7 protein-coding genes are annotated in these 6366 nt (G+C 58.8%); 5 read left to right on the top strand and 2 right to left on the bottom strand.

Annotated features, from left to right (window positions below):
• Positions 1–620: 620 nt before the first annotated feature.
• The gene (locus GHN92_RS23330) at positions 621–890 is read left to right on the top strand and encodes a short-chain dehydrogenase (protein ID WP_133144269.1); all 270 of its coding nucleotides are present in this window, start codon (positions 621–623) and stop codon (positions 888–890) included.
• 531 nt (positions 891–1421) lie between these two features.
• Here the strand turns inward: GHN92_RS23330 and GHN92_RS23325 are convergent.
• Positions 1422–2213: a 1-acyl-sn-glycerol-3-phosphate acyltransferase gene (locus GHN92_RS23325; protein WP_130872027.1), complete on the bottom strand. Its 792-nt coding sequence runs from the start codon at positions 2211–2213 to the stop codon at positions 1422–1424.
• Complete coding sequence (olsB, locus tag GHN92_RS23320) at positions 2213–2968, bottom strand: L-ornithine N(alpha)-acyltransferase (RefSeq protein ID WP_095001338.1); 756 nt, start codon at positions 2966–2968, stop codon at positions 2213–2215. The genes GHN92_RS23325 and olsB overlap by 1 nt, the downstream gene beginning before the upstream one ends.
• Positions 2969–3205: 237 nt before the next feature.
• Here olsB and GHN92_RS23315 point away from each other — a divergent pair, with 237 nt between their 5' ends.
• From GHN92_RS23315 to GHN92_RS24495, 4 genes are all read left to right on the top strand, one after another.
• Positions 3206–3796: a YceI family protein gene (locus tag GHN92_RS23315; RefSeq protein ID WP_095001339.1), complete on the top strand. Its 591-nt coding sequence runs from the start codon at positions 3206–3208 to the stop codon at positions 3794–3796.
• 1 nt (position 3797) lies between these two features.
• Positions 3798–4955: a phosphatidylserine/phosphatidylglycerophosphate/cardiolipin synthase family protein gene (locus tag GHN92_RS23310; protein ID WP_095001340.1), complete on the top strand. Its 1158-nt coding sequence runs from the start codon at positions 3798–3800 to the stop codon at positions 4953–4955.
• A gap of 102 nt (positions 4956–5057) precedes the next feature.
• On the top strand, positions 5058–5693 hold the full coding sequence (locus GHN92_RS23305; protein WP_095001341.1) for a LysE family translocator: 636 nt from the start codon (positions 5058–5060) through the stop codon (positions 5691–5693).
• Between the two features lie 351 nt (positions 5694–6044).
• Positions 6045–6366, top strand: a 322-nt coding sequence (locus GHN92_RS24495) for a hypothetical protein (protein WP_218580740.1), incomplete at its 3' end; no start/stop codon positions are given.

Here is a 6366-nt window from a genome sequence, read left to right as displayed (position 1 = left end):
GCTCCGTGGGCCCGCCGCCACGGGCCATCCATGGCCCATCGCGGCTCTCCCGGCATCCATGCCGGTCGACCCACTCCCCATAACCTCCTCTCGGCCTCCCGAAGGGGCGGGCAGATCAAAAGCACTGCGTCCCGAGGCGGCCGACCGGCCGGCCTGTTCGGTTCGCGTGTACTGCGCAATCTCTGTAGATACTCTGTTGCAGGTCAAGCCCTATTTGTGGGAGCGAGCCTGCTCGCGAACGACCTTCGCGAGCAGGCTCGCTCCCACAGTTGCAGTGTTCCTCGGCAGCGGCTACAGAAACTACAAGCTCACGTTTTTTCGGGATTTTTCTCACAGGTTTGCCAATTGCTGGGGCGAGGGGACGACGCTTATAGTCGGTGTTCGCCGATAAGGCGGCCGGGTTTGGCGACCTGCTTAACATTTAGTTAGCATGCGATTGTTCTATATGGCAGAGCGTGTATTTTGCTCGCGTTGCTCTATGGCAGCTGTGCGTGGGAGATCTTCGGGTCTGCCGGGTTTTCCTAAATGTTACCGGTTCGCCAACCCGCGTACAGCAGCCACCTGCTTTTGTTTGGCGACGAAAACGGTCGGCTCAAATTCGACATTTAGGAGTTTGATTAATGACCGACTCATCGTTTGTCCCGCTTACCGCCATCGATTGCACCATCCCTGCTTTATTGATCGACCGCAACGCGCCCCTCGACGTACTTCATGCCAACGCCGCCGCTCGCGTACTGGCCGTCACGCAACTGATGGAATCGTTTTCCAGTCGGGAAGTGCAAGAGGCTGACTCTGTAGATCTTAGGCATATGGCTACTGTTTCGGCGCAATTGCTGCGTGATGGTTGTGACCTGCTTGATGTGCTGGGCTGGCGGTTGAGGCCTGCTTGATAGCGTTTTTATAACTGATGCATTGAGTACATATCCGATATTCGCGTTAAAAATCGCAGCCTCGTTCCTTCGGCAGCGACTACAGAGATTGTGCAGCACACACTTACGCCAAACAGGCCGGCCGGTCGGCCGCCTCGGCGTAGTGCTTTTGATCTGCCTGCCCTCCCGGGAGGCCGAGAGGAGGTTCTGAGGAGTGGGTCGACCGGCATGGATGCCGGGAGAGCCGCGATGGGCCATGGATGGCCCGTGGCGGCGTGCCCACGGAGCAGAGCCGGAGCGAGGGAACCTGAGCGTAGCGAAGGCCGTACGATGGGGCGAGGACTTTTTGGTTCCTTTTTGGTCCTTCAAAAAGGGACTCGCCGTAAGGGCGAAACCAATATTTCAGTTAGACGCAAATGCCGGATATGTACGCGGTGGGCCAGTTAATGTGCAATGTACCTTTACTGTTGCAACGCGACTTTATCGTTGCACCGTGTCGCCTGCATCGCGAGCAAGCCCGCTCCCACAACATCCCCTTACATGGCTCCCGGCTCAAATCATCGCCCCCACTCTCTCCGGCAGCGGATCTGTTTGCGTCACCGGTGCTGACACCACCCGCCGGATCGCTTCCTGCGCTCTGAACGCCAGCACGGCCCGCTCTTGTGCCTGGCTGGCAATGGGCTCCAGCAGATGAATCTCAACGTCGCTCTGCTCATGGCTAAACAGTCGCAGCAGATGTGAGAGCAAATCGTCATTGCCAATAAACGGCGCTATCGCATCGACCTCGCCATTGCGCAAATAGCGGATGGCTACAGGTTGCAGTGGTACCCGGCTGTCAATGGCCGCCGACAGCAACCGCCCACGAAAGGTACGCACCGAGCACCCATCCGTGGTGGTGCCTTCGGGAAACATCAGCAGGGGTAGCGGCTGTTGCAGGTGACGGGTCATTTGCTCACGAATCACCTGGCTGTCTCCCGCACCACGGCGGATAAACAAACTGCCTGCCTTGGCCGCCAACCACCCGGCCACCGGCCAGCCACGCACCTCGGCTTTGGACAGAAATGACAGCGGGGTCAGTTGCCCCAGCAATGCAATATCGGTCCAGGACACGTGATTGCTCACCCACAGCATCGGCGTTGCCGGGATTTCCCCGACCACGGTGACGCGAAAGGGCAGGGCGCTGCTCAGGCGTGTCATAAAAAACTGCGACCAGCGCTGGCGGCGATCCATTGTGCTGTTCAGGCCCAGGCGCTCCAGCAGCCCGAACATTCCCGCCATGCCCAGCCCCAGACTGACCACCCCGAGCACCCGTGCCACCCGGGCATACCGGCGCAAGCGGCGCATCACACGGCCGCCTTGAAGTGACGCGCATAGCGCGGGCACAGTTCATCACGCTTGAGCAGGATGAAGACGTCGGCCACCTGGAAGTCTTCATCCCAGCAGGGCTCGCCGCAAATCCTCGCGCCCAGGCGCATATAGGCCTTGAGCAGCGGCGGCATTTCCGTGATGACGTTGCTGGGCACTTCCTGCGCCGGCAGCGGATTTTTCGGCTCGGCGCGTAGATGCTCCGTACACAAGTAACGCTCGCGCAGACGCTGCATGATCGCCCGGGCCTGAATGCCACCATCCTGCATCGGGATGCTGGCGCAGCCCATCAGGTAGCGATAATTGCCCTGGTTAAGGACTTCGGCCAGTTCACCCCACAGCACGGCGATGGTGCCACCATTGCGGTAGGCCGGATCGACGCAGGTGCGCCCGATTTCAAGCAGCGGCCCCTGCAGGTTGGCCAACCCGTGAAGGTTGAACTCTTCTTCGCTGTAAAAATGGCCGATACGTTGTGCCGCGCTGTGATCCAGCAGGCGGGTGGTGGCAACCAACTGGCCGCTATTGAGATCGCGTACCCCGATATGTTCGCAATAAGCGTCATAGCCGTCCTCGTCCAGCCCATGTTCGGCGCTTTTGAGTTTGGCCTTCAACTCGTCGCTGAACACACGAAAACGCAGGGTCTGAGCCTCGCGCAATGCCGCGGGGCCGAGCAAACGCTCAGCCTGCAAGCGACGTTCTGGAGCGGTGTCGCGGATACGGGCGATCTGGGACATTGCGAATCTCCGTGCAGGCACTGTGCCCGCTCTGGGTATCTGCCAATCGACTGAGGTGTGCAACTTCAGGCTAAGCAGGTGCAATGTCACCACTGTGACGTTTGGATGATGCTTGTGTGACAGGGGGGCGGGAGGAACTGTCGGTAGCGCCTGACGTCTCAAGAGGGTGAAATAAGTCCTGCCAAAACCGCTCGCCGGGTTTAATGTTCACCCACGTTTATTGGTTGATGAGTTTTTATGCTTAAAGCGCTGTTATCTTCTGCCTGTGCCTTGTTGCTGACCCTGGGTGTGAGCCTGTCTGCCCAGGCCAACTGGTACCTGGACGGTGAGTCGTCACGGCTGTCATTTATCACCACGCAAAATGCCAATATTGCCGATGTGCACCGCTTTCTGGTCCTGCATGGCAAGGTTGACCGCAAGGGTCTGGCGCAATTGCGTATCGAGATGGACTCGGTCAACAGCTCAGTGCCACTGCGTGATGAGCGCATGCGTGACGTGTTGTTTGATTTCAAGCACTTCCCGGAAGCGCAGATCAGCGCGCAGATCGACCTGCAACCGATCAATGACCTGGCCTCCGGTGCGCAACTGGAATTGCGCTTGCCGGTAACGGTCAGCTTGCGCGGCAAACAGCACACCTATCAGGCCGAGCTATTGGCCACCCGTCTGGATGAACGACGCTTTCAGGTCGTGACCCTGGAGCCGCTGATGCTGCAAGCCGAAGATTTTGGCCTGCAACCGGAGCTTGAAACCTTGCGCAAACTGGCCGGGCTTTCGGCCATCAGCTTTTCAGTACCGGTGAATGCGGTGCTGATTTTCACGGCCCGTTAAGATGGCCGGCGCAGTGTTTGGCTGGCGCAGTGACAATAGTTTTGAGTTGCTGATCGACGGGCCGCAGTTTTTCCCGCGCATGCTGGCCGTCATTGAACAGGCTCAGGAGCAGATCGATCTGGAGTTGTATCTGGTTGAGGCCGGTGACTGTGCCGAAACCATCGTCCAAGCCCTGGAACAGGCGGCCTGGCGCGAGGTGCGGGTGCGTTGCCTGTTTGACGCCTACGGAAGTCTGGGATTGGGCCCGGCGTTGCGCCGCAGGCTGATCGAAGCCGGGGTTGAGCTGCGGCATTACAACCCGCTGAGCTGGCGCCGTGGCCTCAACAATCTGTATCGCGATCATCGCAAGCTGTTGTTGGTGGATCAGCAATTGGCTGTGGTGGGTGGCACCGGCGTCACAGATGAGTTCTGGCGCCCCACTGAAAACAGCTGCGACTGGCATGAGGTGATGGTGCAGATGCAAGGTCCGCTGGTGCTGGACTGGCAGATGCTGTTTGATCGCCAGTGGCGGGCCAATATCAGCCGCAAGGCCTGGAAACCGGCGACCCACTTCGGCCTGGCGCGCTTGCCCGGTGTGCCCGACGAGGCTGAGGGTATGGGGCGCGTGGCCTACGCCGATGCCCATCAACATCGCGATATCCTGCAATCGCTGGTGCGCGCGATCAACAGCGCCAAGCAGCGTATCTGGCTGGCCACGCCTTACTTTCTGCCGACCTGGAGCGTGCGCCGTTCGCTGCGCCGTGCGGCGGCGCGGGGTGTCGATGTGCGGCTGCTGCTCACCGGGCCGCGCACCGACCACCCTTCGGTGCGCTACGCCGGGCACCGTTATTACCCGCGGCTGCTCAAGTCCGGAGTGCAGATACTGGAATATCAGCCCTGTTTTCTGCATTTGAAAATGGTCCTGATCGACGATTGGGTCAGCGTTGGCTCATGCAATTTCGACCACTGGAACCTGCGTTTCAACCTTGAAGCCAACCTTGAGGCGCTGGATCCGGCGCTTACCCAGGCGGTGGCGGCCAGCTTTATCGCCGACTTCGCCCAAAGTCAGCCCGTCAGCCTGCAAGACTGGCAATCACGCCCCCTCTGGCGACGGGTGAAGCAGCGCATCTGGGGCTGGGTTGACCGGCTGGTGGTGAATATTTTGGGGCGGCGCCACTGAATTTCGCCCTGCACGCGGTTACTTAAGCGTTGATAACGTGCAAAATCGAGCCACTTCACGGCAGCGGACGAACGTGAGGCATGATTATCTGGAGCGTTTTGCATGACACCTTCGTTGTTATTGGCCGTTCTGGCCTCAGGCTTTATCTATGGGATCACGCCGGGCCCGGGCGTGCTGGCTGTTTTCGGCATTGGCGCTGCCCGTGGGCGACGTGCCGGCGCCGGTTTTCTGTGCGGGCATTTGCTCGGCGATGTGATCTGGTGCAGCACGGCGTTGATTGCCATCGTCGGCGCACGTGAATTTGGCAGCACTGCCTTCAACGTGCTGGGCTTGATCAGCGGCTTGTACCTTTTCTGGCTGGGCCTGCGTGCCGTTCGCGCCCAGGGCAGCAGCAGTGCTCAACAAGGCCCGGCGCGACAGCCGTTTGCCCACGGGATTTTCTTCGGATTGACCAACCCCAAAGCGTATCCGGTGGCAGTGGCGACGTTCACTGCGCTGTTGTCCAGCCGCGCAGAGTTACTGACCTGGGCCATGTTGCCCTGGTTGATTGCGTTGAGCTTTGTGGGTGGGGCGCTGGCCTACATGATTCTGGTGGGTGTTGTTGGCGCCGGCCATGTCAGGGCGCTCTATCAGCGCCATGAGTTACTGATTACCCGGCTGTGCGGGGTGATGTTTATCGGTTTTGCCATCAGTGCGCTGATGCATGCGCTGCCCGGATTGTTGCAAGCGATCGTTTGAAATAACGGGCAGGGGGGATGCAGTGTGGACAATGTCATCGGGGATGAAAAAGGGTGGGGTAGGGTTTGGATGGCAATGCAGTTGCAGGATTTTGCTGTGTAGCGAAGCTTTCAAGTAGATTGAAAGCCAGGAAGAAGTGGAGCGGGTGGCGGGAATCGAACCCTTAATGGACACGGAGGTGCGAATGGTGTGTAGGTGTGTAGGTGTGTAGGTGCGCGAGCGGCTTTCGCCCCTGGAATCTTTGGTTATAAAGTTGTTACTCCTCCACTAGGTCTTTGACTCACAATGTGATTCTTGAAGAGAATCCTGCCATCGTCCCTCCTGATCCTTTAGGCCTGATACAGGAGCTTTTTGGCTTGGAAAAAATCTCACATTGGTCACTACGACAACCTGCCGCCGATGCTGCATCTCCTGTCACCGGCCCGCAGCTCCGTCACCCAGGATCTAGATAATTTGTGGTGTAGTACCTGTGTAGAGGTGAAGAAGAATCTCAGGGTAGATATCCGAAGGATTTTTGGCCTGAAGACTCTTTGGTGGAGAGGCGGCTACAAGAGCGAAGGGGCGAACAGCTTTTGGAACGTGCCCTGCCGGTCGGCTTGTAGTGGTCTAATGAAACCGGACACCCATTTAGGCGAGAATGCTCGCCAGATCGAGGTGTCAGATGACCAAACAA

The sequence above is a fragment of the Pseudomonas sp. FSL R10-2964 genome, from assembly GCF_009600035.1.
Classification (GTDB): Bacteria; Pseudomonadota; Gammaproteobacteria; order Pseudomonadales; family Pseudomonadaceae; genus Aquipseudomonas; species Aquipseudomonas bubulae.
Note: the sequence above shows the minus strand (reverse complement) of the source record. Positions and strands in the feature narration are given on the sequence as shown.